This is a genomic window from Pseudomonas sp. Z1-12 (assembly GCF_051132015.1).
Taxonomy (GTDB): Bacteria; Pseudomonadota; Gammaproteobacteria; order Pseudomonadales; family Pseudomonadaceae; genus Aquipseudomonas; species Aquipseudomonas zanjanensis.
In genome coordinates, this window is the sequence record NZ_CP071647.1 from 2,732,238 (window position 1) to 2,755,298 (window position 23,061).

Genomic DNA, 23,061 nt, shown 5'->3' on the forward strand with positions numbered 1-23,061 from the left:
TAGGTCAGATCCTAGAGCGGTGCGGCTCGGTTCGTCGCATTGTCCGACAATCACGTTTTTTAGCGGCAATGTCTTACACGACGTCGGGGAATACGCACCGACGAAGTGCACATGCCTGAAAAGAAAAAAGTGTAGGGGGAGGGGGTTGGTTCACTGATGTGCGCGATGGGATGGCGCGACGCACCATCGGGGGGCGGGTGAAATAGCGGCGTTTTGATGGCTAATCACGCCCACTGGAAACACCCCTGTCCCCTGTGGGAGCGAGCTTGCTCGCGATAGCGGTGTGCCAGTCACCAACCCTGCAACTGACCCTCCGCTATCGCGAGCAAGCTCGCTCCCACAAAGGGAACAGTGATGCTCCTGCTCAGCCCGCCGGCGTCAGCAACCGAATCGGCGTGCCAGCCGCCCAGGCCAGCAGGTCTTCAATCATCAAGGAATAGAACTTCTGGTAATTCTGTCGGCTGACGTAACCCACATGGGGCGTGGCCAGTACGTTGTCCAGGGTCCGGAACGGATGGGCGGCAGGCAAGGGCTCCTGGGCAAAGACGTCCAGGGCGGCGCCGGCCAAGCGTTTGTGCTGGAGGGCGTCGATCAGGGCGGTTTCATCGACGATGGGCCCGCGGGAGGTATTGACCAACAGCGCCTCGGGTTTCATCCAGGCCAGTGCCTGGGCATCCACCAGGCCGCGGGTGCGTTCGCCGAGCACCAGGTGGATCGAGAGCACGTCGGCCTGTTCGAACAACGCCTGCTTGCTGACATAGGTCACGCCCACTTCCGCGGCTCGCTCGGCGCTGAGGTTCTGGCTCCAGGCGATGACCCGCATGCCGAACACCTGACCGAACTGCGCTACCCGTGTGCCGATGCTGCCCAGGCCGAGGATCGCCAGCGTCTTGCCGTGCAGGTCGCCGCCCAGGCCTTGCTGCCACAGGCCGGCGCGCAAGGCATTGGCCTCCTGTACCAGGTTGCGGGTCAGGGCCATGATCAGCGACCAGGTCAATTCGGGCGCGGCGTGCTTGTAGCTGTCGGTGCCGCAGACCTGGATGCCCAATTCGGCGGCGGCCTTCAGGTCCAGGGCGGCATTGCGCATCCCGCCAGTGAGCAGAAGCTTGAGATTGGGCAGGCGGCGCAGCAGGCCTTCGTCGAACACGGTGCGTTCGCGCATCACGCAGATCACCTCGAAGCGCTGCAAGCGTTCGGCGAGAGTGTCGCGGTCGGCGGGATAGTCATGGAGAAACGTCACCTGGCCGACGCTGTCGAGCACCGACCAATCCACCACGCCGCGTGCCACATCTTGCCAATCGTCTATGACTGCTATTTGCACCGCCATGGATCACCTCGTCAGGGAATGGGTTTGTCCAGCCAGCCGAGCAGGGCCTTGTGGAACCGATCCGGCTCTTCCATTTGCGGGGCATGCCCCAGATTGGGGAACTCCACCAGGGTCGCGCGTGGAATCAGCCCAGCCACCTGTTTGCCCAGTACCTCGTAGTGGCCCAGTTTGGCCTTGACCGCCGGCGGCGCGATGTCGCTGCCGATGGCGGTGGTGTCCGAGGTGCCGATCAGCAGCAGGGTGGGCACGGTCAGGTCCTTGAACTCGTAGTAGACCGGCTGGGTGAAGATCATGTCGTAGATCAGCGCCGAGTTCCATGCCACTTGCTCATGACCCGGGCCCCTGTTCAAGCCGGCAAGCATGTCCACCCAACGGTCGAACTCAGGTTTCCAGCGGCCGGCGTAATAGGTTGTGCGCTCGTAATTGCGAATCCCCTCGGCGGTGACCTTCAGCTCACGGGCGTACCATTGGTCCACGGTGCGGTAGGGCACGCCCAAGGCTTTCCAGTCTTCCAGGCCGATGGGGTTGACCATTGCCAGGCGTTCGACCTGATCGGGAAACTGCAACGCGTAGCGGGTGGCGAGCATGCCGCCGGTGGAGTGGCCGAGGACGATGGCTTTCTGTACGCCGAGGGCCTTGAGCAAGGCCTGGGTGTTGGTTGCCAGTTGTTGGAAGCTGTATTGGTAATACTCGGGTTTGCTCGAGGTGCAGAAGCCAATCTGGTCTGCCGCGACGACCCGGTAGCCGGCCTCGCTGAGGGCCTTGATCGAATCGCCCCAAGTGGCAGCGCAGAAATTCTTGCCGTGCATCAGCACTACCGTGCGGCCATTGACCTTGCCTTGGGCCGGCACGTCCATATAGCCCATCTGCAAGGATTGGCCCTGGGACTGTAGGGCGAAATGCTTGAGGGTGTAGGGGTATTCGAAGCCTTCCAGCTGCGCACCGTAGGCCGGGCCTTCCGGGGGGGTGGCGGCCTGGGCGAGCAGGGGCAGGGCGGCGGTGAGGAACAGGCTGGGCAACCAACGGGGCATGATTCGGGACATGGTCGATCTCCTTGTGGCCGCCGCCGATCCTGGCGCGACTCGATTATGGCGACATTAACCACAGGCAACCGAACGGCCCGAACGTTCAACCCATCCAGCCCAGCGTGGCCAGGGCGAGCACGCCATAGCGCATGCCTTTGGCCAGGGTCACGATCAGCAGGAAACGCCGCCACGGCTCGCCCATCACCCCCGCCACCAAGGTCAACGGGTCGCCGATGATCGGCAGCCAACTGAGCAGCAGCGACCAGCGGCCGAAGCGCTGGTAATGCAGGCGAGCCTTGTCCAGGTGGGCCGGGCTGACTGGAAACCAGCGGCGGTCCTTGAAGTGTTCCAGGCGCGTGCCCAGCCACCAGTTCACCAGCGAACCCAGGACGTTGCCGACCGTGGCGACCGCGAGCAGCAACCAGGTTTCGTGGCGCTCGCTGAGCAACAGGCCGACCAACAAGGCCTCCGACTGCAGCGGCAACAAGGTCGCCGCGCCGAACGCCGCCAGGAACAAGCCGATATAGGCTTCGCCCATCAGTGGGCCGGGTAATCCGCCACCACGGTTTGGGTCCCGTCTTTTTTCTGGCCGATCACTTGATAAGCGTCGCTCATGCCATCCATTTCCATGCCGGGCGAGCCCATGGGCATGCCTGGGGCGGCGACGCCGAGCAAGTCATCGCGCTTGCCCAACGCCAGCACCTGGTCGGCCGGGACATGGCCTTCGACGAATTTGCCGTTGATTTCGGCGGTGTGGCAGGAGCGCAGGTTCGGCGCCACGCCCAGGCGTTGCTTGACCGAACTCATGTCGGCCTCGACATGGTCGTTGACCTTGAAGCCGTTTTCTTGCAGGTGCGAGATCCACTTTTTGCAGCAGCCACAATTGGCATCGCGGTGCACATCAATAGTCACCGGCTCGGCGGCCTGGGCCAGGGAGGTGAGGAACAGGGCGCTCAAGGCGAGCAGGTGCAGGGGGTTGGCCATGGAGGTGGTCTCGTGTCGTACGGTTTGGAGGGAGGATAACAGAGTAGCGAGCACGAGCTGACAGGGGGCTGAGGCGGGGATTACAGAATTGTCAGGTTGGGAGAGTAAACAAGCTGCCCTCCCCAATTGAGAGGGCATCATCCATCGCTTTTGTGGCGAGGGAGCTTGCTCCCGCTGGGGCGCGAAGCGGCCCCAAGACAGCTTGCTCAAAATACCTGACACATTGAGGTATTGGGCAAGGGGGCTGCTGCGCAGCCCAGCGGGAGCAAGCTCCCTCGCCACGGTTTGTGAGCAAACAACCTGTAGGAGCACGCTCCCACAGATCAGGGGCGGATGTTGGGGCTGTGTCCGCGTCAGCGCACCTTGAACCGCCCCATGATCGCATTCACCCGCGTGTTGGCTTCCAGCAGTTGCCGGGTATTGGCCTCGCTGGCCAGGCCGCTTTCCACCAGTTCCTCCACCATGTGGCGGATTTGCACCATGCTGCGATTGATCTCCTCGGTCACCGCGCTCTGTTGCTCGGCGGCGGTGGCGATCTGGGTGCTCAGGCTGTTGATCTGGCTGACCGAGCCGGCCATTTCGTCCAGGCCCGAGTTCACCCGTGACGTCGCATCGGCGGCCGACTGGCAGCTGGCCTGGGTGTTTTCCATGGCCGAGACCGACGAACTCACGCCTTGGGTCAGGCGGGTCAGCATTTCATTGATTTCCGAGGTGCTGGCCTGGGTGCGAGCGGCGAGGGCGCGGACCTCGTCGGCCACCACGGCGAAACCACGGCCTTGCTCACCGGCCCGGGCGGCTTCGATGGCGGCGTTGAGGGCCAGCAGGTTGGTCTGCCCGGCGATGGCGCCGATCACGCCAAGGATCTCGGTGATGCGCTGGGCATCCTGTTGCATGCTCTCGACCTTGCGGGTCGCGCTGGCCACTTCATCGATCAGCGCCACCACACTGTTGGAGGCCTCGCCGACGACCACGCGGGAGCGGTCGGCATGCTCGTTGGCGCGCTGGGTGAACGCCGCAGTCTCGGCGGCGTTTTGCGCGACGCTTTCGGCCGTGGAGCTCATCTGGGTGATGGCGGTCACGGTCTGGTCGGTTTCCGAGGCGTGGCGCATCAGGATTTCGCTGGTGTGGGCCGAGGTCCGCTGCAGATCGCCCAGGCTTGACGCCATGGCGCCGGTGGCTTGGGTGACTTCACCGATCATGCCTTGCAGGTAAGCGATGAAGCGGTTAACCGAATGACCGATCGCGCCCAATTCATCCTCGGCCCGGATGATGATGCGTCGGGTCAGGTCGGCATCGCCCGTAGACAAAGCGTCGATGTTGCCTTTGAGCACCTTCATGCGGTGGGTCAATTGGCGGATCGCGTAAAGTTGCATCAACACCAGCAGGATTACCATTGGGATCTGCAGCAGGCTCAAGGTGTTCAGCACGTCGTCGCGCTGGGCGGTGATCAGCCGGGTTGGCAGCGCAGTGGCAAGGAACCACGGCGAACCTTCGATAGGGCGCATGAAGAACGTGCTGGCCTCGCCCTTGTTGTCGAACTCGACCCGCTGCAACGGCTGGTCACGCTTGGCCAGGCCTGCCTTGACCTGGGCAGCGAACGGTGAGGACGCCGCCAAGTCGCTGATATTCTTCAACACGATCGGCCCGCTGATGCGCGAACTGTTGCTGATGATCTTGCCGTCGCCTTCGACGATGAGCATTTCGGCGCTCAGGTCGGCTTCCTTGCGCGCAATCAGGTCGTTGAAGAAGCCCAGGGTCACGTCAATGGTGGACACGCCGTAAGGCACGCCATTCTTCTGGATGGCCATGGCGCAGTTGGTGCGAGGCTCGGCGCTGGCGTCGTCTTTATAGGCTGCTGCCCAGGCGCACTTGCCAGGTGGGGTGGCCATGCCGCCCTTGTGCCAGGGTTGCTCGTAATAGTTGGGCGCGGCGTCACTGTTCCAGAAGGTATTGACCACCAGTTTGCCGGACGCGTCGCGGTGCCAGAACGTGCTGAACTTGCTACGCCCCTCGGCCCGCTGGTTGGGCAGCGGCCAGATCCCGCCGCCGAAGACTTTCAACTCGCCGTACTGGTCCACCAGCCCCGGCAATACTTTGTCGATGGCATCGCTGTCGAGCAACGGGATGGTCTGGGTGATGCTGCGTTGCTGCGCCTGCACCTTGTTCAATTCGCCCTGGATCTGCTCGGCAACCTCGGCGATGCGGTTCAGCGCCACCTGCTCTTCAGTCTGGCGCAGCTTGGGCGCGACCAGGTAACTGATGCCCACCACGGTCAGGAGCGACAACACCAGCATGAAAATGACCAGGAACAGAGTGTAGCGAGCCTGAATCGTTCGGAATGAGGGCATGTGGAAATCCTTGCACGAAGGCGACTTTCTAAAGCAAGCGGATGGGCAGTCCTGATTGTATCGGCCTGGGGTGATGCAGCTTTAGAGGTCTGTCGGTCAAGGAATAAAACGAGGGGATTGCACGAAGACTTGCCTTCGGCTGTACCATGATGCCCCCTTGGCAGCCTGTCATTCCGGCAATACGGTATGGACCTGGCAGCCTTCGGATACAGAACGGTTACATTCAGGAAATTGGCAATGACTCATTCGCAACGTTTGAAATACTCGATTCTGATCGTCCTCGTCGTCCTGGCAATCATGCTGGGGCTGTCCTGGATGCAGGGCCAGGGCATGATCAGCGAGCAGCTGTTTCAATACATCGCCATTGCCGTGGCGGTCATCGTGGTGGTGATCAACGGCGTGATGCGGCGCAAGGTCAAGCCCTGAGCGCCGGGCTCAACCCTCGGCTTCGAGCACGGCCATCGCGCTGGGGTGCAGGCGGTAGCTTTTATCGGGGTTGAGGGTCACGACGCCCTCGCTGCACAGGCGCTTCAACACCTCGCGCACGCTGAGAAAGGACAACGGAATGTCCAGCCCCAATAACTGGCTGTGCACACCACGCACGCCCAGGCAGCGGTTTTCTTGGGCGGCCTTGAGCAGCGCATCGATGACTTTGAGGCGAATCAGGCTGGTCCTGAGCCCGAAGCTCTTGAGCAGGCGCCTGATGTGGTCGTTGCCGCCGCGCTCTGGCGGCCTGTCGAATTCACGGTGGGTGGCGTTCAGCGAGACGCCGGTCGGCCTTGGCTTGCCCTCCATGGGCAGTTGCGCGTTACGCATGCAGAAACTCCTTACCAGCCTGATCAGAAAAGGTCACGAATACTCTCCTGTTATAGGACGAACGAGGACGGGCAATCATGAAGGCGGTGATGTGAAAAAATTGCCCCGGCTTCGTCAAACCCCCATGCTCAAGCGGCGCCAGGCCATTAATTTTTTTTTATCCGGTTCGTTTTCAAGGTAGGCACATTCCGATTCAGCATGCGGTGTGTGATTTCCCAGGCGGGCCGAGTGTTTGTCTACAGGCGCAGCGGTAGCCGTCCTGGTTTCTGCGGTTTTCATCAGGAGTGAACGTGAGAATGTCCGGGCAGTTATCGAGGGTTGGCCTTGCAGGCGCTTTTCTAGGGATCGCCCTCGGGCTCAGCCCTGTGGTCAATGCGCAGGACGATGGGGCGCAGGCCAGTGCCGAGATCCGGCGCACCCGTTTTGGCGTGCCGCATATCCGGGCTCAGGATGAACGTGGGCTGGGTTATGGCATCGGCTATGCCTACGCCCAGGACAACCTGTGCCTGCTGGCCAATGAGATCGTCACGGTCAACGCCCAGCGCTCGCGTTATTTCGGGCCCGAGCAGGTCACGGTCGAACAGCGGGAGAACCGCGTCAGCGACCTGTTCTTCAGCTGGCTCAACACGCCGCAAGCGGTCTCCGGTTTCTGGCAGGCCCAGACGCCTCAAGTGCAGCAATTGGTCGAAGGCTATGCGGCGGGCTACAACCGCGCGTTGGCCGAGCACAAGGCCAAGGGCCTGCCCGAGCAGTGCGCCAGCGAGTGGGTACGGCCAATCACTGCGCTGGACTTGGTCAAGTTGACCCGTCGGTTGCTGGTGGAAGGCGGCGTCGGCCAATTCGCCGAAGCCCTGGCAGGTGCGCAACCGCCCCAGGCGACCGCGCTCGCCGCCGCTCCGGCTGCGAGTTTCGCTGCCGCCGCGACCCGGCAGCAGCGGTTTGCCCTGGAGCGCGGCAGCAATGCCCTGGCCATCGGCAGTGAGCGCTCGTTCAACGGTCGAGGGATGTTGCTGGCGAACCCGCATTTTCCGTGGGTGGGCGGCATGCGTTTCTACCAGATGCACCTGACCATTCCCGGCAAGCTGGACGTCATGGGCGCGGCGCTGCCAGGCCTGCCGATGATCAACATCGGTTTCAGCCAGCACTTGGCCTGGACCCACACCGTCGACAGTTCCAAGCATTTCACCCTGTTCCGCCTGCAACTCGACCCGAAGGACCCGACCCGCTACTTGCTCGATGGCAAGTCCGTACCGATGAGCCAGCAGACGGTCACAGTGGACATCCAGCAACCCGACGGCCAGGTGCAGACGGTTTCCCGCGTGGTCTATGGCTCGCAGTTCGGCCCGATCGTGCAATGGCCCGGCCGGCTGGACTGGGACAACCGGTTCGCGTACAGCCTGCGGGACGCGAACCTGGAAAACGATCGGGTGCTGGCCCAGTGGTACGCCATGAACAAGGCGGTCACGCTCAAGGACTTGCAGGCCGCCGTCCATAAGATCCAGGGCATTCCCTGGGTCAATACCCTGGCGGTGGACGACCAGGGGCAAAGCCTCTACATGAATGTGTCGGTGGTGCCGAACGTCGATGCCGACAAACTGGCCCGGTGCAGCGATCCCAGGGCCGGGTTGCAGATGATCGTGCTGGATGGTTCTCGCAGCGAATGTGCCTGGGGCAGCGATGCCAAAGCGGTACAGGAGGGCATTTATGCCGCCGACAAGCTCCCGCAGCTGCTGCGTCGTGATTATGTGCAGAACTCCAACGATTCGGCCTGGATGGTCAACCCGGCGCAACCCTTGTCCGGTTATTCCCCGTTGATCAGCCAGCACGGCCAGCCGCTGGGGCTGCGCGCGCGTTTTGCGCTGGAGCGGATGGGCCAGTTGGCCAAGGCCGGGCCGGTGAAGGTGGAGGATTTGCAACACATGGTCATGGACGATCAAGTGTACCTGGCTGACCAGGTGATGCCGGACCTGCTCGGCGTATGCGCCGGTGACCTGGGGGGCGATGCGCGGACGTTGGCCGAAGCCTGTGCCAGCCTCAAGGCCTGGGATCGCAAGGCCGGCCTGGATAGCGGCCTGGGGTTCGTGCATTTCCAGCACATCATGGACCAGTTGCAGGCGCTGCCTGACTCATGGCGCGTCGCGTTCGATCCCAAGGACCCGCAACACACCCCGCGTGGCCTGGCAACCGAACGCCCGCCCGTGCTCAAGGCCGTGCGCGAAGCCATGTTGGCTTCGGTGGAGACGGTGAAGGCTGCCGGGTTGTCGAAGGACAGCCGATGGCAAGACGTCCAGGTGGCCAGCAGTGGCACCCGACAGACACCGATCCACGGCGGCCCCGGGGAGTTGGGCATCTATAACGCGATCCAGAGCGTGCCGGGGGCGAACGGCAAGCGAGAGGTGGTCAGCGGCACCAGCTACCTGCAAGTGGTGACGTTTGACGATAAAGGTCCACAAGCCCAGGGGCTGTTGGCGTTCTCCATTTCCAGCGACCCTGCCTCGCCTTATTCGGCCGACCAGACCCAGGCGTTTTCGAAGAAGCAGTGGAGTGTGCTGCCCTTCACCGAACAGCAAATCAAGGCTGATCCACAGTATCAGGTCCTGATTATTCGTGAGCGGGATGAGGCGGGCAGGGTGGCGACGCAATAGCCGCTGTTGTACCTGAGGGGTTCGGCAAACCCGTGGCGAGGGAGCTTGCTCCCGCTTGAGCGCGAAGCGCTCACAAATTGGGTCTGCTGCGCAGCCCAGCGGGAGCAAGCTCCCTCGCCACAGGTTCGTCATTCCCTTTAAGTGAACAGAATTTTGTTCCCAAAGGGACCTTTTCAGTTATTGAACCGGCCGCTGCCCAATGGAATTGAGCACCGGGTTGCCGTCCTTGTTCTGCGTCAGGTAGACCGGCAGGACTTTCGGCAACGAAGCCACAAGGTTCTGTACTTCGCCGATGTTGTAGACCCCCCCGACACGCAGGCCGCCGGTGCTGTTGTCAGCGAGCATGACGGGACGCTCGAGATAGCGGTTGATCAGCGGCAGCGCGTCGCTCAGGGCGAGGTTATCCAGCACCAACTTGCCGTTGCGCCACGCCAGCGAGCTGTCGTTGGGATCGGTCTCGCGGACTTGCGGTTGGTGGTCGCCCGCCTTGTAGCTCGCTTGCATGCCCGGCGAAAGTTGCAGGCCGTTATGGGTGAGCGCCTGGTTACTGATGACCTTGACCGAACCTTCCACCAGCGTGACCCGCACCTGGTCCTGGTACATCCAGACGTTGAAGCGCGTCCCGGTCACCCGCACCTGGCCTTGGCCGGCGCGCACGACAAACGGATGTTGTTTGTCATGGGTGACGTCAAAAAACGCCTCGCCTTTTTCCAACGTCACCCGGCGCTCGTTTTTGTAGTTGGCGAAGGTTAGCTCGCTGCCCAGGTTGAGTTCGACCTGGCTGCCGTCGTCAAGCGTGATCTGGCGGACGCTCGTGCCGGCTTCGAATCGCTCGTAGGAATTGGCAACCCAGCCCAGATTCCAACCAGTGTAGGCGGCCACGGGAAGGCCCACGACGAGCACCGCGGCAGCGACAGCCAACCGGCTCCAGCGCGACCGGGGCCTGGACGCTGGGGCGGGGGCTGCGGGCTCGACGCGCGGCAGATGATCGGCCACCTCCCAGATTTCCAACATGGCTTGGTATTCGAACGCATGCAGCGGATCGGCATCGTGCCATTGCTGGAACGCCTGCCGTTCGGCATCGGTGCAGTCGACGGCGTGCAGACGCATGCACCAATGGGCAGCGGCATCGGTAATGGCGTCGTATTCGGCTTCCGAGAGGGTATGTTCGGTCATTGATTTGTCCTGATTTGCCGCATTCTAACCTTCGGCATGAACTGCCGAGAACTGCCGTCATGTCGTTTGCACATCAATGAGCCGTTTTTTTCACCTGTCATCGGCTATCGTCGCATACCGCGCGTGAAAAAAAGATCAATCCCCCGCCCAGATCACGCCACGCGTTCATGGGTGGGACTCTCATCGAGTTGCCGTCCCAATTCACAAATCAAGAGCGTGAGCGAGTCGGCGTTACGCAGCATGACATCGATGCGCTTGTCAGGCAGCGTCGGGTCGAGAAATGCGTCACGTGCACCGTCCATGTCTTCAGCGCCAGTGATCTTCAGGATTTCTCGGACGATGCGCTTATAGAGAGGCAATAGCTCGATCTTTGTATAACTGTTGTCTGACTCATTCCATTCCATGAACAGTTTTGATTTTGGAGTGGCCAATGAAAGCCCCTCTTCTTGCATGACTTTTAGCGCTTCGTATTGCTTTCGTCCCGAATGGGTGATTGTCGGAATCAAGTCCAGAAATGGATACGCCGCATTCAGGTAAATAATATCGAGCGTATTGAACAGTAGATGGGAAACTTCGTGGATGAAAGTGGCTGCCTGGCCATGCGCGTCGACATTGAAGAAATCAGGTACGGCAGTCTTATACCAACCCAGTCCCAAGTCGAAAAAATATTGCGTGAGGTAAATTCTTTCGACTCTGGCCGGTTCCAGCACAAAGGCTGTTGGCCTTTCCCCTAGATGTTTAAGACTGCCGATAACGATGTTTTCCCCATTCTGCTGCTCCCATAAGGGGTTGGCCAGGGCCTGGCATATCGGTGAAATCGCTGCGTCTATTTTGCCGATAAGGCGGGCGTCGACGACGCTTACGCCAAAAAATGCCTTCAGGTAGGTATCCAGTCGCGAGCCTGGACGAACCTGGCGTTTCAGTCGTTCCAGGTTGGAAAGGGCATTGGAGCAATAGAACCGTGCCGTCTCCAGTGCCTGCACGATCACGTTGGCACGATAAGGGTATTTGCGCCGTATCTCCGCCATGCCCCGCGCTTCGATATTCAATGACCCCTTGGCCTGGAAGTCGCTGTAGGTGACGGCTAATTTCGACCCGGCCTTACCGAAGCGAATCGTCTGGCGCTGCGGGTCAATCGCCCATGTCCAGTCATCAGGCGAATACTTGAGTAACGGCCCTTCGCCGTCGTCATGAATGATTCGCCAGGCCAGGCCGGCTTTTGCCACTTGATAGACCTTGCCGGCGAGGGGAATGTAGCGCTTGCCGGTTTCCACTGCCCTGTAGGTTCCGTCCATCACATTGAGTTGAAGGTCCGAGAGACTGACGTCCAACGCTTCGAAGACTTGCAGGTCGGTGCGGGCCGAAGCCGTGCAGGCGATGTCCTTCCAATTCTGCGGTGACGGGGCGCTCGCCGAAACCGGTTCGATGGGGTCAAGAAGGCCGAATGTATCGGCGCGATTCAAAAAGCCAAGTGAAACCATTTCCGCGGCGCCAGCGATGAAGTTGTGCAATCCGCTTTTCCAATCATGCTGCTGCAAGTCTTCGGCGGAATCCTTGAAGTCCTGGTAGCTTTCCCAAAGTGTGTCCAGAAAGGATAATTTTGCCGGTAACTGTTTCCCCAGCATCCTGACGCCGGTGCTGAACAGATGGAGGGCTGTTGCCCAATCAGACTGACGGTGGTTCTGGGTTTGCGCGGTCAACATATCTGCCAGTAACACGGCGTTGTCGTCATACAGCGTGTGCAGAACATTGGTATTGATGGGACTGAAGCCCAGGGTCACCTCCGATGATTTCCCCCGGGTGGACGCAAAGAGATTTTTAAACGTGGCTTGTTGCGCCTTGGGAAGCCGGCGAATCAGCAAGTCCTGGAGCGCGCCGGGGGTATTGAATGCAGCGACGATGCGCTCTTCACTTTCGAACTCTTGCAACAGATCACCGTCATGGTAGGGCGAATACAGAACATGAGGGCTGGTTGCATCGTTAACCGAGCTGAACAGGTAAAGCCCCAACGCTTTGATCGCGGCACCGCCTTCGGTCTTGATCAGCTCCACAGGGCGAAAGTAGGCGCTAAAGCCCTCGACTGCTTGGCGAGCGATGGCGTCCGGCATATCCATGACTTGCCGAAACAGGTCGAATGCCGTCGGGGAAAGGTGTTGCTGCAGATACCGTGCGTGCGCGTACTGCAACAATTGCCACGGCAGTTGTTGGTGAAAGCGCCGCTTTCTGGACTGCACGGCTGCCGTTGGCCCAGAAAGGGCTTCGGTTACGTCGTTTTTATAAGTGGTCGGGATTTCCAGGGACAATAAGATTTGCCGTACCGCCATTTCGTTAAAACCGTCAGGCAATGGCTGGGTGGATGTTGACGAAACCTTGAAACCCTTCTCGGTCACATCGATGTGATTCAACGCAAAGTCGGTCAATGAGCTGGCTGGCCCAACGATCGCCAGGTTGGGCGTAATCCGGACGCTGTCGGGGTCCAGGTTTTTTCCAGGAAAGCGCGCGTCCAATAGCGTTTGCAGTTTTTTGCGCACATAGGTGCCCAGGGGCTCGATGCCGTCCAGGTAATCCTTGCCATCGGACACGCTGTTTTTATATTGCTCAATCACTTCTACGTGCACACGCCTTTCTTCAAGGGGGGCCGTGCCAAGCCAGGCAGGCAGTTTCTGCTGGCGTTTAATTGCCTGGGCAAGGGAGGTGGCGCGCTTCAGGTTGGTGGGCGCTCCTTTGTGCAGGAGCGCCTGAAGACTTTTGATCAAGGCCGGCCCGGTAAGTCGCCAATCGCCGGCTTTCAATGTGCTCAGATAGCCGTACTCGGCCTCGAAGTATTTGATGAATGAACGCATCCGATTGACCAGCACATTGTCTTCGATCAGTTCATAAGCAAGGAGCTGGTAGCGCCTATGGGGCAAGCGTTGAGGGGCCGTGAGATTTTCGAGCAAGCCAAAGCGTCTTTGGGAGTCGAGCAAACGTCGATTCAATTTCTCAGTGGCGCTATCAACGGACGAAAAAGCCTGCAAGCCCTCGGCGGGCGTCCAGAGAATGGCCATGCCTGAGTGGGGCGTATCGAGTCCGCCACGCTCGGTCAATAGAAAACAACTGGCGAGAGGCAACTGAACCGTTCGACCTTCTTCGCTGCATGCGAGCTTCAACGAATAGACGTCTGGCCGAAAGCCCCTGACGGTTGTGCGTTGCGAACGGTCCGGGTAGTCCGGGTCGTAGGCGAAAACCGTTTTGATCAGATCATTTGCAATCGGCGGCAGGCTCGAATCAAGCGCCCTGAGTTCGGCCTCGGCGCGGATACCCAAGGAAAAAACATTGGTCAGTTTATCCAGCAGCTGCCTTAGGGGGTTGAGCAGCGAAACGTCGGCAGATGTCGGTAATTGACTAAAAAGGCCGTCGAAAGCGTCCTCGACATCGGTATAGCTCTTGATTTTCCTTTCCATTTGATCGGCCAGGAAGTTGGATGGGCGCAGGTCGCCATGAAACGCGGGATGCGTCCCCCAATGTCCGGCCGTTGGCTGACTCAACAGGCTTTTGTTGATGAACGCACGTATATCCAGCGCCTTGTCGATAAGCGAGTGAATGTCGACAGGGGCCTGGCGCGACATTTCCAGTGCGTAGTGCAGGTTCCCCACCTGTTTGTCGATGATGGCGTTGGCCAGGGATTCGGCGACCGGCAAGGCCACCGGTTTACCCGAAACCTGCGGGTCGTCAAAACGCTGGAAACGGTTACGGTCTTCCAGGCTGAGAAGGCTATAGAGCGTTTCCTTTCGTTCGATCGTAACCGGCATACCGAGCAATGCCTGTTTGAACCCCAGGTGGTTTTCCACTTTCTGAAGAGGGTAGCCGGGGGTGTAGAGATAATGACCCTCGCCGCTAATCATCAAGGACCCCGCGAGCTCCACGTCATTGGGCTCATATTCCCAGAGCCGGATCGTTTCGATAAATAAAAGTGCCTCATCCCGGCGAGACGGCCGGAATAGCCGAAGCAGTTCTCGACTTTGCCTTTCGGTCAGTTGTTTTTTTTCCCGCTGGATCAAAATGGTTGCCCGCAACGCCTCCTCGATGAACAGAGACAGTAATTTGCAGCGAGGAACATAGAAGGCGCTACGCGCCTGCCAATAGGCATTGAGGCATTCCGTAAACGCAGGGATCAGCTTGGCGGCCGTGGTCTTGACTATGTTTTCCCACTGCTGCGCATTGTGGGACGAAGCGCTTGTATCGGGATGCGACAGGTCGGCTTCATACCCGGGAGGCCAGCCCTGATTGTGGAAATAGAGCAGGACCGCGTCGCTCAATGAAACGCTTTCAGTGACCGGTATCGCCGTCGGATCGCTCAGGTGACCGCGCTTTCGAAGCGCCACGCGGGCCCGTCCATGATCCAGGTCCGGAAGGATCTCGCTGAGTACCTGATCCAACATGGAGGCGAGCGAGGGCAGTTGGATCAGCTCATTCACCATGGATCGGGCATTAAGGTCTTGGGCGTGTTCGATGGATTCGATCTGAGCCTTGAACACGTCGCCGCTGATCGTGCCCCTGTCCTGGCTGATGGTGGGTGTGCTGTTGAGTTCTCTGCGCTGGGAGAGCGACAGGAACCGAAACAGGTCGTCGCGCGCCGTAGGGTTGCGCAACATCTCGTCAATTTTTTTCTCGACGGCTTGCCGATTGTCGAACTTTGTAATTCCACCCTGGGGCGTATAGAGGTACGCCGCTTCGGTGTCCGCTGCGCCAGCCGTTGTCGAGACCCTGAGGATAAAACAGCCGGCCAGCGGAATCGGGGACTTACCCTCGGCCGCAAGCAGGATCGTTTCGGCGGCCATCGGTGGGGTTTGTGCGGTGCGCAGTGTGTGGCTGGGCAGGGAAACATGCTGCAGCCAGTCGAGGTCTTCCTGCGTCAAGCCGTGGGTTGCGATCAAGTCGTCCAGCGTGGCGGCAGCCAATACTTCGGGAAATAAAAGTGGCATGTCTTCAGTCAGCATCGTTGCATCTCGATCAAGGCACCGTGCAGCGGTGCGAACAAGGAGGGAGCCGCCAGACTAGGCAACGACGAACGAGCAAAGGTGGTACATAGTTACCGCACACTGGTTTCCTGACTGGCCGGGCCGCCGCCACGGTCAAGGATTGACAGCGCGCGCCTGAAACGGTGTTTAATCACCGGGCGGGTCCTTCACGCTGTTGCTACCTCCAACAATCATTCCGGAGCTTCAGATGTCTGCGCCATCCGATCATGCTGCTTCTCGCACCCTGTCTTTCGATGCTCTGGTGAGTTTGCTGGAGAAGATTTTCCTGCGTCATGGCACCTCGACCGAAGTCGCCCGGTGCCTGGCCGAAAACTGCGCCGGGGCCGAGCGCGACGGCGCCCACAGTCATGGGGTGTTTCGCCTTCCCGGGTATGTCTCGACGCTGAACAGCGGCTGGGTCAACGGCAAGGCCGTGCCGGTGGTCGAAGACGTCGCCTCTGGGTTCGTCGCGGTGGATGCCGGCAACGGCTTTGCCCAGCCAGCCCTGGCCGCCGCGCGCCCATTGTTGGTGGAAAAGGCCCGCAGCGCCGGTATCGCCGTCCTGGCCATTCGCAACTCCCATCACTTCGCGGCGCTCTGGCCGGATGTCGAGCCGTTTGCCTACGAAGGCCTGGTGGCGCTGAGTGTGGTCAACAGCATGACGTGCGTGGTGCCCCATGGCGCGGACCGTCCATTATTCGGTACCAATCCCATTGCCTTCGCCGCGCCACGGGCCGACGGTGAGCCGATTGTCTTCGACTTGGCCACCAGCGCCATCGCCCACGGCGACGTGCAGATTGCCGCGCGCAAGGGCGAGTTGTTGCCGCCGGGCATGGGCGTGGACAGCCTTGGCCAACCGACCCGCGACCCCAAGGCGATCCTCGAAGGCGGCGCGCTGCTGCCGTTTGGCGGGCACAAGGGCTCGGCGTTGTCGATGATGGTCGAGTTGCTGGCGGCGGCGCTGACGGGGGGCAATTTTTCTTTCGAATTCGATTGGAGCAACCATCCGGGCGCCAAGACACCATGGACCGGCCAGCTGTTGATCGTGATCGACCCCAGCAAGACCGCCGGGCAAGACTTCGCCGAGCGCAGCCGGGAACTGGTCAGGCAGATGCATGGCGTCGGGTTGCGACGGTTGCCTGGGGACCGGCGCCATCGCGAGCGCAGCAAGGCCAATGAACAGGGGATTACCTTGGATGAGCAGACGTTGACGCAGTTGCGGGAATTGGCGGGCATTTGAGCCCCGGCGGTGGCAGCCAAGGTGGTTGCCTCCCGCTTTATCGCGGACCCGTGCCTTGCCGTGACACGCTGGGCCAAGCCTTCTACTATGACGGCTTCTTTTTTCTGGAATCGCCTGGATGAGTAAGCCCGGCCAAACGGTGCTGGTTGCGCTGCGCAAGATGATCGCCTCGGGTGAGTTGGCCGCCGGCGAGCGCTTGATGGAAATCCCTACGGCCGAGTTGTTCGGTGTTTCGCGCATGCCGGTGCGCATGGCGTTCCGCACCCTGGAGCAGGAAGGGTTGCTCGTGCGTTTTGGCGGGCGCGGTTTCCAGGTGCGTTCGGTCAGCGCCGAGCAAATCGCTGGGGCCGTGGAGGTGCGTGGCGTGCTGGAAGGTCTGGCGGCACGGCAGACAGCCGAGCATGGTTTGTCCGAAGAAGCCCGCGCGACGCTTGAGCAATGCTTGGTACAGGGCGATGAACTGTTCGCCAAAGGCTATGTCACCGAGGACGACCTGGAGGTCTATCACGACCTCAACATGCGCTTTCACCAAGTGATCGTCGAAGGCAGCCACAACCCGGCGATCGCCGATGCCCTGGCCCGCAACGATCATTTGCCATTCGCCTCAGTCACCGCCCTGGCGGTGGATCGCCAGAACATGGCAGGTGAGTTTCGCCGTTTCAACTATGCCCATATGCAACACCACTCCGTGTTCGACGCACTGATCAACCGCCAGAGCGGCCGCGCCGAGGCGATCATGCGCGAACATGCCAATGCGACCCTGCGCTACGCCGAGGTGTTCGGCTCGACACTGGCTGATGAGCGAATGAAGGTGATCCTGCGTTCGGAGTGACCGCCTCGGCGGCTGGTGATTGCAATATTCGTATCCACTCCAAATCCCCTGTGGGAGCGAGCCTGCTCGCGAAAGCGGTGGGTCAGCTTGCATCCATGCTGAATGTTCCGGCGCCTTCGCTTGCTCACGCATTAGTGCAAGCAGACCCACCGCCTTCGCGAGCAAGCTCGGCTCCCACAGGATCGGCGGTGGACGATCTTATAAATGACCAAAACCTGTGTGGGAGCGAGCCTGCTCGCGAAGGCGGAGGGTCAGTTTGCGGTGATGTTGGATACCCACAAGGTATTGGGAATCGCACGGTCCTGTGGCGAGGGAGCTTGCTCCCGCTGGGGCGCGCAGCGGCCCCAAAAAAGTGATGAGCGCTGCGCACTCAAGCGGGAGCAAGCTCCCTCGCCACAAAAGCTTTCCCAGCCATCACGGCACAGATTGATCCACGGTAAACACTGTGGAGCAAGCCCGCTCCCACAGGGTTCCGTGTTGTCTGGATGTTAGAGGTCGAGGACCAACACTGGTGTCTTCGACCTGGAGCAGCACGGGGTGAACTGGTCGTTGCAGGCCTGCTCAGCTTCGGTCAGAAACATGTCCCGATGTTCCGGCACACCTTCCAGCACCCGCGTCAGGCAGGTGCCGCACACGCCTTGTTCACAGGAGATCGGGATTTCGATGCCGTGGCTCTCCAGCACCTGCACCACGCTGCGGTCCGCCGGTACATCAAACACTTGGCCACTGCGGGCGAGCTTGACCGCAAAGCTGCCATCGGCGCGGGTGTCGGTGGGGGCGGCGGCGAAGTATTCGCGGTGCAGGCAGTCTTCCTGCCAGCCCTGGCTCTTGGCGGTGTCGAGGACGTGCTGCATGAAACCTCCGGGCCCGCACACGTAGAGGTGCAGGTCGCTATCGGGAACGGCCAGCACCTTGGCGGCGTCCAGCAGGGTTTCGGGTTCTTCATCGAAATGCAGGAAGACCCGGTCGGCGTAAGGGGCCTGGCGCAGGCGTTCGACGAAGGCCGCACGGTCCCGCGAACGGGCGCAGTAATGCAACTCGAACGCCGCACCGCTCTGGGCAAGGTGCTCGGCCATGCACAGGATTGGCGTAATGCCGATGCCGCCGGCAAACAGCAGGCTGCGCCGGGCGTGAGGAGCAAGCGAAAACAGGTTGCGCGGTTCGCTGATGTGCAAGCGCATGCCGGGCTGGATAAGTTCATGCAAGCTGCGCGAACCACCGCGGGACGCCGGGTCCTTGAGCACGCCGATGAGGTAGCGATGCCGTTCCTCGGGATGGTTGCACAGCGAGTACTGGCGAATCAGCCCGCCGGGCAAGTGCACGTCGATATGGGCACCGGCGGTAAAGGCGGGCAATGGCTCGCCGTCGACCCGGGTCAGCTCGTAGCTGCAAATATCGAGGGCTTCGCTGTTTCGCGCCGTGACCTGGACTTCGATCATGGCCGTTGCTCCGCCAGTTGCGGCTGATGAGTGCTGGCGATCAACCCGGCTTGAGCCTCGCGCTCCCGTGCGATCCAGCGCTCCAGCACCCGCCGGGACTGCACGCCGCCGGCATCGATGTTGAGCTTGAGCAGGTTGCGCTGCGGATGGTCCAGCAGGTTGCGCTGTTGGCGTTCGAGCATTTCCAGGTCTTCGCTGAAAATCTTGCCCTGGCCTTCGCGAATGGACGCGGTGAGGGCTTCATCCTGCGGCTGGAAGTGCCGGGCCATGCCCCAGAAGTACCAAATCGAGGTCTCGGTTTCCGGTGTGATGAAATCCACCACGATGCTCGACGCCTTGAATTGCGGTGCAGCGTGATAGCCGCCATTGCCGGCATGGGCCACGCCCACTTCGATCAGCACATGGCTGGGCGGGGTGAAACGGCAGATCTGCCAGCGATCCACCGGCACGTCATCGGCCAGGTTGTTGCCGCGCAAGGCCATGCGCCAGAACGGCGGAGCCATGATGTTTTCCATATGGCGGGCGGTGACTACTTCATCGCCCTCGACGGTGGTTACCGGCGGCGCTTCGTCGATTTCCTTCTGGCCGATGCTCGAGGCGTGGACATAAGTTTCGTGGGTCAAGTCCATCAGATTGTCGATCATCAGGCGATAGTCGCAGTGAATATGGAACAGACCGCCACCGTAGGCCCATTCATCGCTTTCGGCCCATTCCAGATGATGGATCTGTGCCGGATCGGCCAGCGCCTGGTCACCGGGCCAGACCCAAATGAAGCCATGCCGTTCCTGCACCGCAAAGGTCTTGTTGCAGGGAAATCCTCGTACCCGTTGCCCCGGCATCTCGACGGTCTTGCCATCACTGCCCATCACCAAGCCGTGGTAGCCGCACACCAGGTTGCCGTTTTCGACGTAGCCCAAGGAAAGCGGGGCGCCGCGGTGGGGGCAGAAGTCTTCCACGGCTGCGACCTTGCCTTCGTGCCCCCGGTAAAAAACCATCTTCTCACCACAGATCTGGCGACCCAGGGGTTTGTCGGCGATTTCATCGGGGGTGCAGGCAACGTACCAGGCGTTCTTGGGGTACATGACGGATCTCCAGGCGGATTGTTCTTGTTTGTGGATCCATTAACTCTCTTAACTAATTTAGTTGTCAACGGTTTTGCTGGATATGTGGACGACTGGTTGCATTAGTGGATCCATTGGTGTGGGCGTAGGGGCTCGTATCAGGCGCAGCAGGTCGCCAGCAACCGGGCTTCAATGAACCGCCGCATGTGCGCTATGGTTCGCAGAACGAAAATTCCTCGACCTGCCGGGCGGGCGCCTGATTGTCTTGCGGGCTTGCTGTTGCACAACACGGAGTCATTCATGAAGACCAAAGCGATACTCACTGAGCAGGACGTTGCGCAATTGCTGGTGGCGGCCAAGGAGCTGGCTCACCAGCGTCAATGGGCGGTGTCGGTGTGTGTGGTGGACGACGGTGGTCATCCCCTCGGGCTGTTGCGCCTGGACGATGCCTCGCCGTTATCGGCCTATATCGCCACTGAAAAAGCGCGTACGGCCGCTATGGGGCGGCGTGATAGCAAGGTTTTCGAGGACATGATCAACGGTGGTCGTTACGCTTTCCTCAGCGCTCCGCACTTGCAGGGCATGCTTGAAGGCGGGGTGACCATTCGTCATGACGGCCAATGCATTGGGGCTATTGGCGTGTCGGGGGTCAAGGCTGAGCAGGACGCGGAGTTGGCTCGTTTGGCGGTTGAGACGGTGTTGCCGGTGATTACGCCGGATGCCTGAAGCGGTCATGAAGCTATGGAATTTCCCTGTGGGAGCCAAGCTTGCCCGCGAAAGCGGCGGCACATTCAGCATTGATGCAAGCAGGCCCACCGCCATCGCGAGCAAGCTCGGCTCCCACAGGGATCGGCGGTGGACGCTGATCTCCTAAACGACCAAAAGATCATGTGGGAGCGAGCCTGCTCGCGAAAGCGGCGGCACATTCAGCATTGATGCAAGCAGGCCCACCGCCATCGCGAGCAAGCTCGGCTCCCACAGGGATCGGCGGTGGACGCTGATCTTCTAAACGACCAAAAGATCATGTGGGAGCGAGCTTGCTCGCGATAGCGGTACGCCAGTCGACATCGCACTACAGACCGAACACCTCCCACAGGGCCTGCACAAATCTTCCAGACACACGCCTCACCAGCAGTTAATCTGCCAAGAGCACATTCACTAGACGGGACAGGGCATGACGGCGCGCAACTGGATCGATCTCAAGCAGGACGCCACGTCCGGCATCGAGACCGTGCGCGCGCATTTCGAGGGGCATGCCTATGATCCCCATTGGCATGACACGTATCTGGTGGGCGTGACCGAGCAGGGGGTGCAGCAGTTTCATTGTCGCCGCCAGCAGCACAACAGTACGCCGGGCAAGGTGTTCCTGCTCGAGCCCGGTGAGTTGCATGACGGCAACGCGCCCCACGATCACGGGTTTACCTATCGCACGTTGTACCTGGAGCCCCAATGGCTGGAGCGCGAGCTGCGCTCTTTGTTCGATGTGGCGCCGGACAACGCCCAGCTGGGGTTCGCCGCCACCCTGACGGACGATGCGCGGCTGGCGAGTGCCACGGCGTTGGCCTTCCAGAGCCTGCATGAGCAGGAGATCCGCATCGTGCGCCAGACGGCCCTCGACACCCTGTTGGCCAACCTGACCCAGCACCTGCACTGGCGGGCGCGGATCAACCCGGATCCGCGGCTGCCATTGGTGGCGCAGCAGGCCAGGGATTATCTGCACAGTCACCTGAGCGAAGACATCGGCCTGGATGACCTGGCGCAGGTCACCGGCGTGGATCGTTTCCGCTTGACCCGGGCCTTCAAGGCCGCTTTCGGCCTGGCGCCCCATGCTTATCTGATCCAGTTGCGCCTGGCCCGTGCCCGGCACCTGCTGGCCAGTGGCGAGAGCGCCGTGGCGGTGGCGGCCATGCTTGGTTTTTCCGATCAAAGCCATTTGGGCCGCTGGTTCCAGCGTGCCTATCGCCTGAGCCCGGCGGACTACCGCAAGCGCTGCTCAATTGTTCCAGACTGACCACGGCTTGGCGGGGATGATCAAGCGATCGATCCTTCACCGAGAAATCGCTCCATGGACCAGTTACTGCCGTTTGCCTTGTTCGCGTTTGTCGCCTCCATCACGCCGGGCCCGACCAATATCCTGGTCCTGAGCCATAGCTCGCGCTTCGGCCTGGCCACCACCTTGCCGATCATCCTCGGTGCCTGTGCGGCGGCGGCCTTGCTGGTGCTTCTGGTCGGCACCGGATTGGGGGACGTGCTGGCGCGCCATGCCACGATTCAGACGTTGCTCTCCTGGGCGGGCATCGCCTGGCTGAGCTGGATGGCCTGGCAGATTTTCCGTGCTCCGGCCCAGGCCGTCGACCCGGACCGCCCGGTCGAGGGGCCGCGCCTGGGCCTGGCGGGGGCGGCCGGGTTGCAGTTGGTGAACCCCAAGACCTGGATGATGGCGTTGGCGGTGGTGAGCGTATTCGCCGGTGCCGAGGCGGACCGTACGCAGAGGGTGCTCTGGTTGTCCCTCGCATTCTTTGCGATTTCGATCCCCTGCATGACCGCCTGGGCCTATCTTGGGCGCGGCGCCGCAAGGTTCTGTCGTTCTGCCGTGGCGATGGGGCGTTTCAACCGCGTCATGGCCGTGCTGCTGCTGGCGTCGGCGTGGTTGACGCTGGTGGTCTGAGCGGCTGACAAAATTGTAATTTTTCTCTCGAAACCTCCGGATTGACGGCCGAGTCGGACCTTATACCGCCCCTGTTTTCATGGGCGGTACCCAATCGACCTTTGCAACAGGAGATTCCCATGAACAGTCGTTACGAGGCCTGTATAGCCGAATGCACCGCCTGCGCCATGGCCTGTGAAATCTGCGCTGCAGCCTGCCTGCGTGAGCAGAGCGTGCAGATGATGGCTAAGTGCATAGAGCTGGACCGTGACTGCGCTGACCTATGTCGGCTCGCGGCCACGCTCATGAAGCGCGACAGCAGCGTCGCCGTCCAACTGTGCAATGTGTGCGCGGCAATTTGTCGAGCGTGTGGCGAGGAGTGTGGCAAACACGAACCGGCGCACTGCCAGGCGTGTGCAAAAGCTTGCCGGTCATGCGCCGAGGCGTGTGAGCGAATGGCCGCCTGATTGGCGTGGCTTGGCCAAGCGCTGGTCCTGGAGGACAGGCGCTTGGCCGGTCGC

18 protein-coding genes are annotated in these 23,061 nt (G+C 60.9%); 8 read left to right on the plus strand and 10 right to left on the minus strand.

From position 1 onward, the window contains the following. Positions 1 to 364: 364 nt before the first annotated feature. From J3P85_RS12095 to J3P85_RS12115, 5 genes are all read right to left on the minus strand, one after another. A complete protein-coding gene (locus tag J3P85_RS12095) occupies positions 365 to 1,327 on the minus strand; it encodes a D-2-hydroxyacid dehydrogenase family protein (RefSeq protein ID WP_434705969.1) in 963 nt (320 codons plus the stop codon). An 11-nt stretch (positions 1,328 to 1,338) separates the two neighbouring features. After that, positions 1,339 to 2,370, minus strand: coding sequence for an alpha/beta fold hydrolase (locus tag J3P85_RS12100; protein WP_434705970.1), 1,032 nt, complete (start codon positions 2,368 to 2,370; stop codon positions 1,339 to 1,341). 85 nt (positions 2,371 to 2,455) lie between these two features. Beyond that, the gene (locus J3P85_RS12105) at positions 2,456 to 2,890 is read right to left on the minus strand and encodes a YqaA family protein (protein WP_434705971.1); all 435 of its coding nucleotides are present in this window, start codon (positions 2,888 to 2,890) and stop codon (positions 2,456 to 2,458) included. Beyond that, on the minus strand, positions 2,890 to 3,336 hold the full coding sequence (locus J3P85_RS12110) for a DUF411 domain-containing protein (RefSeq protein WP_186705711.1): 447 nt from the start codon (positions 3,334 to 3,336) through the stop codon (positions 2,890 to 2,892). Before J3P85_RS12110 ends, J3P85_RS12105 begins: the two co-directional genes overlap by 1 nt. 353 nt (positions 3,337 to 3,689) lie before the next feature. Further along, positions 3,690 to 5,684 (minus strand): methyl-accepting chemotaxis protein, encoded by a 1,995-nt coding sequence (locus J3P85_RS12115; RefSeq protein WP_186730774.1) that lies wholly within the window; start codon positions 5,682 to 5,684, stop codon positions 3,690 to 3,692. A gap of 237 nt (positions 5,685 to 5,921) precedes the next feature. On the opposite strand from J3P85_RS12115, the gene J3P85_RS12120 reads away from it, so the two are divergent. Next, positions 5,922 to 6,110 carry a hypothetical protein gene (locus tag J3P85_RS12120; RefSeq protein WP_186705709.1) on the plus strand — a complete coding sequence of 63 codons (189 nt, stop codon included), beginning with the start codon at positions 5,922 to 5,924 and terminating at the stop codon, positions 6,108 to 6,110. Positions 6,111 to 6,119: 9 nt separating this feature from the next. Here the strand turns inward: J3P85_RS12120 and J3P85_RS12125 are convergent, their stop codons facing one another. Continuing rightward, the gene (locus J3P85_RS12125; RefSeq protein ID WP_434705972.1) at positions 6,120 to 6,500 is read right to left on the minus strand and encodes a fe2+ zn2+ uptake regulation protein; all 381 of its coding nucleotides are present in this window, start codon (positions 6,498 to 6,500) and stop codon (positions 6,120 to 6,122) included. A 296-nt stretch (positions 6,501 to 6,796) separates the two neighbouring features. On the opposite strand from J3P85_RS12125, the gene pvdQ reads away from it, so the two are divergent. Beyond that, the gene (pvdQ, locus tag J3P85_RS12130; RefSeq protein ID WP_434705973.1) at positions 6,797 to 9,145 is read left to right on the plus strand and encodes a bifunctional acylase PvdQ; all 2,349 of its coding nucleotides are present in this window, start codon (positions 6,797 to 6,799) and stop codon (positions 9,143 to 9,145) included. Between the two features lie 177 nt (positions 9,146 to 9,322). Here pvdQ and J3P85_RS12135 read toward each other — a convergent pair whose 3' ends face one another. Next, entirely contained in the window at positions 9,323 to 10,321 is a 999-nt protein-coding gene (locus J3P85_RS12135) for a FecR family protein (protein WP_434705974.1), read from the minus strand. A 152-nt stretch (positions 10,322 to 10,473) separates the two neighbouring features. Then, on the minus strand, positions 10,474 to 15,300 hold the full coding sequence (locus J3P85_RS12140; RefSeq protein ID WP_434705975.1) for a dermonecrotic toxin domain-containing protein: 4,827 nt from the start codon (positions 15,298 to 15,300) through the stop codon (positions 10,474 to 10,476). Between the two features lie 229 nt (positions 15,301 to 15,529). On the opposite strand from J3P85_RS12140, the gene J3P85_RS12145 reads away from it, so the two are divergent. Then, positions 15,530 to 16,561 (plus strand): Ldh family oxidoreductase, encoded by a 1,032-nt coding sequence (locus J3P85_RS12145; protein WP_434705976.1) that lies wholly within the window; start codon positions 15,530 to 15,532, stop codon positions 16,559 to 16,561. 118 nt (positions 16,562 to 16,679) lie between these two features. Next, positions 16,680 to 17,393 carry a GntR family transcriptional regulator gene (locus J3P85_RS12150; protein ID WP_053125475.1) on the plus strand — a complete coding sequence of 238 codons (714 nt, stop codon included), beginning with the start codon at positions 16,680 to 16,682 and terminating at the stop codon, positions 17,391 to 17,393. Between the two features lie 488 nt (positions 17,394 to 17,881). Here the strand turns inward: J3P85_RS12150 and J3P85_RS12155 are convergent, their stop codons facing one another. Both J3P85_RS12155 and J3P85_RS12160 read right to left on the minus strand, forming a co-directional pair. Then, positions 17,882 to 18,832: a PDR/VanB family oxidoreductase gene (locus tag J3P85_RS12155; protein WP_434705977.1), complete on the minus strand. Its 951-nt coding sequence runs from the start codon at positions 18,830 to 18,832 to the stop codon at positions 17,882 to 17,884. After that, complete coding sequence (locus tag J3P85_RS12160) at positions 18,829 to 19,914, minus strand: aromatic ring-hydroxylating oxygenase subunit alpha (RefSeq protein WP_250962081.1); 1,086 nt, start codon at positions 19,912 to 19,914, stop codon at positions 18,829 to 18,831. The genes J3P85_RS12155 and J3P85_RS12160 overlap by 4 nt, the downstream gene beginning before the upstream one ends. Positions 19,915 to 20,193: 279 nt before the next feature. Between J3P85_RS12160 and J3P85_RS12165 the strand changes: the two genes are divergently transcribed. From J3P85_RS12165 to J3P85_RS12180, 4 genes are all read left to right on the plus strand, one after another. Next, positions 20,194 to 20,619, plus strand: coding sequence for a GlcG/HbpS family heme-binding protein (locus J3P85_RS12165; protein ID WP_434705978.1), 426 nt, complete (start codon positions 20,194 to 20,196; stop codon positions 20,617 to 20,619). A 448-nt stretch (positions 20,620 to 21,067) separates the two neighbouring features. Beyond that, the gene (locus tag J3P85_RS12170) at positions 21,068 to 21,904 is read left to right on the plus strand and encodes an AraC family ligand binding domain-containing protein (RefSeq protein WP_434705979.1); all 837 of its coding nucleotides are present in this window, start codon (positions 21,068 to 21,070) and stop codon (positions 21,902 to 21,904) included. Positions 21,905 to 21,958: 54 nt separating this feature from the next. Then, the gene (locus tag J3P85_RS12175) at positions 21,959 to 22,561 is read left to right on the plus strand and encodes a LysE family translocator (protein ID WP_434705980.1); all 603 of its coding nucleotides are present in this window, start codon (positions 21,959 to 21,961) and stop codon (positions 22,559 to 22,561) included. A 119-nt stretch (positions 22,562 to 22,680) separates the two neighbouring features. Next, positions 22,681 to 23,007: a four-helix bundle copper-binding protein gene (locus tag J3P85_RS12180; protein ID WP_434705981.1), complete on the plus strand. Its 327-nt coding sequence runs from the start codon at positions 22,681 to 22,683 to the stop codon at positions 23,005 to 23,007. Positions 23,008 to 23,061 lie beyond the last annotated feature (54 nt).

Coding starts and splice junctions, on each gene's coding strand:
- J3P85_RS12095 (WP_434705969.1), bottom strand. CDS start 1,327: ATGGCGGTGCAAATAGCAGTCATAGACGATTGGCAAGATGTGGCACGC.
- J3P85_RS12100 (WP_434705970.1), bottom strand. CDS start 2,370: ATGTCCCGAATCATGCCCCGTTGGTTGCCCAGCCTGTTCCTCACCGCC.
- J3P85_RS12105 (WP_434705971.1), bottom strand. CDS start 2,890: ATGGGCGAAGCCTATATCGGCTTGTTCCTGGCGGCGTTCGGCGCGGCG.
- J3P85_RS12110 (WP_186705711.1), bottom strand. CDS start 3,336: ATGGCCAACCCCCTGCACCTGCTCGCCTTGAGCGCCCTGTTCCTCACC.
- J3P85_RS12115 (WP_186730774.1), bottom strand. CDS start 5,684: ATGCCCTCATTCCGAACGATTCAGGCTCGCTACACTCTGTTCCTGGTC.
- J3P85_RS12120 (WP_186705709.1), top strand. CDS start 5,922: ATGACTCATTCGCAACGTTTGAAATACTCGATTCTGATCGTCCTCGTC.
- J3P85_RS12125 (WP_434705972.1), bottom strand. CDS start 6,500: ATGCGTAACGCGCAACTGCCCATGGAGGGCAAGCCAAGGCCGACCGGC.
- pvdQ (WP_434705973.1), top strand. CDS start 6,797: ATGTCCGGGCAGTTATCGAGGGTTGGCCTTGCAGGCGCTTTTCTAGGG.
- J3P85_RS12135 (WP_434705974.1), bottom strand. CDS start 10,321: ATGACCGAACATACCCTCTCGGAAGCCGAATACGACGCCATTACCGAT.
- J3P85_RS12140 (WP_434705975.1), bottom strand. CDS start 15,300: ATGCTGACTGAAGACATGCCACTTTTATTTCCCGAAGTATTGGCTGCC.
- J3P85_RS12145 (WP_434705976.1), top strand. CDS start 15,530: ATGTCTGCGCCATCCGATCATGCTGCTTCTCGCACCCTGTCTTTCGAT.
- J3P85_RS12150 (WP_053125475.1), top strand. CDS start 16,680: ATGAGTAAGCCCGGCCAAACGGTGCTGGTTGCGCTGCGCAAGATGATC.
- J3P85_RS12155 (WP_434705977.1), bottom strand. CDS start 18,832: ATGATCGAAGTCCAGGTCACGGCGCGAAACAGCGAAGCCCTCGATATT.
- J3P85_RS12160 (WP_250962081.1), bottom strand. CDS start 19,914: ATGTACCCCAAGAACGCCTGGTACGTTGCCTGCACCCCCGATGAAATC.
- J3P85_RS12165 (WP_434705978.1), top strand. CDS start 20,194: ATGAAGACCAAAGCGATACTCACTGAGCAGGACGTTGCGCAATTGCTG.
- J3P85_RS12170 (WP_434705979.1), top strand. CDS start 21,068: ATGACGGCGCGCAACTGGATCGATCTCAAGCAGGACGCCACGTCCGGC.
- J3P85_RS12175 (WP_434705980.1), top strand. CDS start 21,959: ATGGACCAGTTACTGCCGTTTGCCTTGTTCGCGTTTGTCGCCTCCATC.
- J3P85_RS12180 (WP_434705981.1), top strand. CDS start 22,681: ATGAACAGTCGTTACGAGGCCTGTATAGCCGAATGCACCGCCTGCGCC.